A 2785-nucleotide genomic window follows, 5' to 3' on the forward strand; every position below is an offset into this window, starting at 1 on the left:
CGGCGGGCAGCAGGGACGCGGCCCTGGCGGGCCGGCTCGAGCGGCTGGCGAGCGGGCTGCGCGCGACCGGCCAGGACCCGCAGGCGGGCCGCCGGGTGACCGCGCTGGGCGAGACGTTGCGAGGGATCGCCGGCCGCCTGCGCTGAGCCGCGCGTTGGATTGAGAAAAAGCGAGGGGAGGGCGCCGCCCTCCCCAAAGGCGCGCATCTTGTTACGCGATCGAGAAAGATATATCTAGAGGCATCACGGAAGGAGAGTCGGTGATGGGCTTCAAGATCTATGGCTGCGGCCCGAGGGGCCGGTGGGACATTCCCGAGGCGATCTTCGCGATGGGCGGGTCGCGCGGTTTCGGCGCGTCGTTCGGCAGCGGCTGGGGCAATGAATGGGGCCAGTGGGGCGGTGGCGGCGGACGCCGCGGCCGGCGCGGCATGTTCAAGCCGGGCGAGCTCAGGCTCGTGCTCCTGAAGCTGATCGCCGACCAGCCGCGCCACGGCTACGACCTCATCCAGTCGATCGAGGAGATGACTCACGGCAGCTACGCGCCGAGCCCCGGAGTGGTCTATCCGACGCTGACGATGCTCGAGGACATGGGGCTTATCGCCGAGCAGGCGAGCGAGGGCAGCAGCCGCAAGGCCTATGCCGCGACCGAAGAGGGCCGTGCCCATCTCGAGGAGCGGCAGGAGGAGGTCGACGCCCTGATCGCCCGGCTCAACGAGCATGGCGACCGCGAGCGCCGCGCCGGCGGGGCCCCGATCAGCCGGGCCGTGGGCAACCTGCTCTCGGCCCTGTGGCACCGAGTCCAGCGCGAGGGCATGGACGAGGAGACGCTTCACCAGATCGCCGAGATCCTCGACGAGGCGGCACGCAAGGTGGAGCGGCTCTAAGCTCTCGCCTCGGCCTGATCAGCGGCCGCGGAACAGCCCGCCGAGCAGGCCGCGGACGATCTGACCGGCGACCCGGTTCACGACCTGGCGCTGCACCGACCGGCCGAGCTGGCGCGTCAGTTCGCCGGCCATGCCTTGATTGCGGCGCTGCTCGCGCTCCTCGCGCGCCGCGGTCCGGTCGCGCTGGATGGCGGCCTTCTCCTCGTCGCGCCGAGCCTTCTCCGCGGCCGCTGCGGCTGCGGCCTGCTCGGTACGGGCCTGAAGCATCTCATGAGCGCTCTCGCGGTCCACCGCGTCCCGGTACTTGGCGCCGATGTCAGAGGTCGACTGGAGCACCTGCCGTTCGGTTTCCGTGATCGGCCCCGCGCGCGAGCGCGGCGGAGCCACCAGCGTCCGCTGAACGGGAGTCGGCGCGCCGTCCGAATCGAGCACCGAGACCAAAGCCTCGCCCGTCCTCAGTTCAGTGATGGCGCTGGCGACGTCGAGGTCGGGATTGGTGCGGAAGGTTTCAGCCGCCGCGGCGACTGCGCGCTGGTCCTTGGGCGTGAAGGCGCGAAGCGCGTGCTGGACCCGGTTGCCGAGCTGCGCCGCCACCGCTTCGGGAATGTCGAGCGGGTTCTGGGTGACGAAATAGACCCCGACGCCCTTCGAGCGGATCAGCCGCACGACCTGCTCCACCTTGTCGAGCAAGGCGGCGGGGACGTCGTCGAACAGCAGATGCGCTTCGTCGAAGAAGAAGACGAGCCTCGGCCGGTCGAGGTCGCCGACCTCGGGCAGCTCCTCGAACAACTCCGACAGCAGCCACAGCAGGAAGGTCGCGTAGAGCTTGGGGCTCTGCATCAGCTTGTCGGCGGCAAGGATGTTGCCGATGCCGCGGCCCTGATCGTCGGCCCCGAGGAAATCCGCGATCTCCAGCGCCGGCTCACCGAAGAATCGGTCGGCGCCCTGCGCCTCGAAGGCGAGCAGCTGGCGCTGGATCGTCCCCACCGATTGCCTGGCGACATTGCCGTAGCGGCTGGTGAGGTCGGCCGCATTGTCGCCGACCCAGGTCAGCATCGAGCGCAGGTCGTCGAGGTTGAGCAGAAGCATGCCCTCGTCGTCGGCGGCGCGGAAGGCGATGGCGAGAACGCCTTCCTGGGTCTCGTTGAGACCGAGCAGGCGGGACAGAAGGAGCGGGCCCATCTCGGAGACCGTGGTGCGGATGGGATGGCCCTGCTCGCCGAACAGATCCCAGAACACGACCGGATTGTCGGCATAGGACCAGTCGCCGAGGCCGAGCTCGGCGGCGCGGGCAGTGAACGCCTCGTGCGCGCGCTGCTGGGCGTTGCCGGGCATGGCCATGCCGCTGAGGTCGCCCTTGATGTCGGCGGCGAAGACCGGGACCCCGGCACGCGAGAAGCCCTCGGCCATGGTCTGCAGGGTGACCGTCTTGCCGGTGCCGGTGGCGCCCGCGACGAGGCCGTGGCGGTTGGCGCGGTCGAGCCGAAGCCGCTCAGGGCCGGCCGTGCTTCCGCCGATCAGGATGCCGTCGTCGCTCGCCATTGATGCTCATCCCGCTGTTGCCCTTGGGGGTAACCGACAGACCTGCGCCTGGTTCAGGACCCGGACACGTCCGTCGAACGTATTTGGCGCGAAGCGTTTTGGCTATCGGGCCCTGTACGATGTTCGAACTCTATGCGGATCGGCGGAGCGACCGCCTCGTCTCGATGGCGGGCGTCGCCGCCATGCATGTCGCGCTCGGCTGGCTGCTGATCAGCGGCCTCGGCGCGGACATGGTGCGCGGGGTCAGCGAGAGCCTGCAGACCTTCGATGTCGCGCCGCCGCCCCCGCCGCCGCCGCCGATCGAGCCGGAGGAGGCCGCGCCGGCCGAGGAGCTCGCCGCCCCCGACGAGCCGGCGCCGG

At 70.2% G+C, this 2785-nt stretch carries 2 protein-coding genes and 1 pseudogene; 2 read left to right on the top strand and 1 reads right to left on the bottom strand.

Features of this window, described 5'->3' with window-relative positions; translation table 11 throughout:
* The first annotated feature begins 262 nt into the window (after positions 1-262).
* Positions 263-883: a PadR family transcriptional regulator gene (locus G7B71_RS15485; RefSeq protein ID WP_166042575.1), complete on the top strand. Its 621-nt coding sequence runs from the start codon at positions 263-265 to the stop codon at positions 881-883.
* Positions 884-901: 18 nt separating this feature from the next.
* On the opposite strand, the gene G7B71_RS15490 is transcribed toward G7B71_RS15485, so the two are convergent.
* The gene (locus tag G7B71_RS15490) at positions 902-2425 is read right to left on the bottom strand and encodes a helicase HerA-like domain-containing protein (protein ID WP_166042577.1); all 1524 of its coding nucleotides are present in this window, start codon (positions 2423-2425) and stop codon (positions 902-904) included.
* A gap of 119 nt (positions 2426-2544) precedes the next feature.
* On the opposite strand from G7B71_RS15490, the pseudogene G7B71_RS15495 reads away from it, so the two are divergent.
* Positions 2545-2785 (top strand): annotated as a pseudogene (locus G7B71_RS15495) (hypothetical protein); the annotation flags it as partial.

This window comes from Sphingosinicella sp. YJ22, assembly GCF_011320075.1.
GTDB lineage: Bacteria > Pseudomonadota > Alphaproteobacteria > Sphingomonadales > Sphingomonadaceae > Allosphingosinicella.

Excerpts from the sequence above, each read along its gene's own strand:
- G7B71_RS15490 (WP_166042577.1), bottom strand. The coding sequence starts at position 2,425 with ATGGCGAGCGACGACGGCATCCTGATCGGCGGAAGCACGGCCGGCCCT.
- G7B71_RS15485 (WP_166042575.1), top strand. The coding sequence starts at position 263 with ATGGGCTTCAAGATCTATGGCTGCGGCCCGAGGGGCCGGTGGGACATT.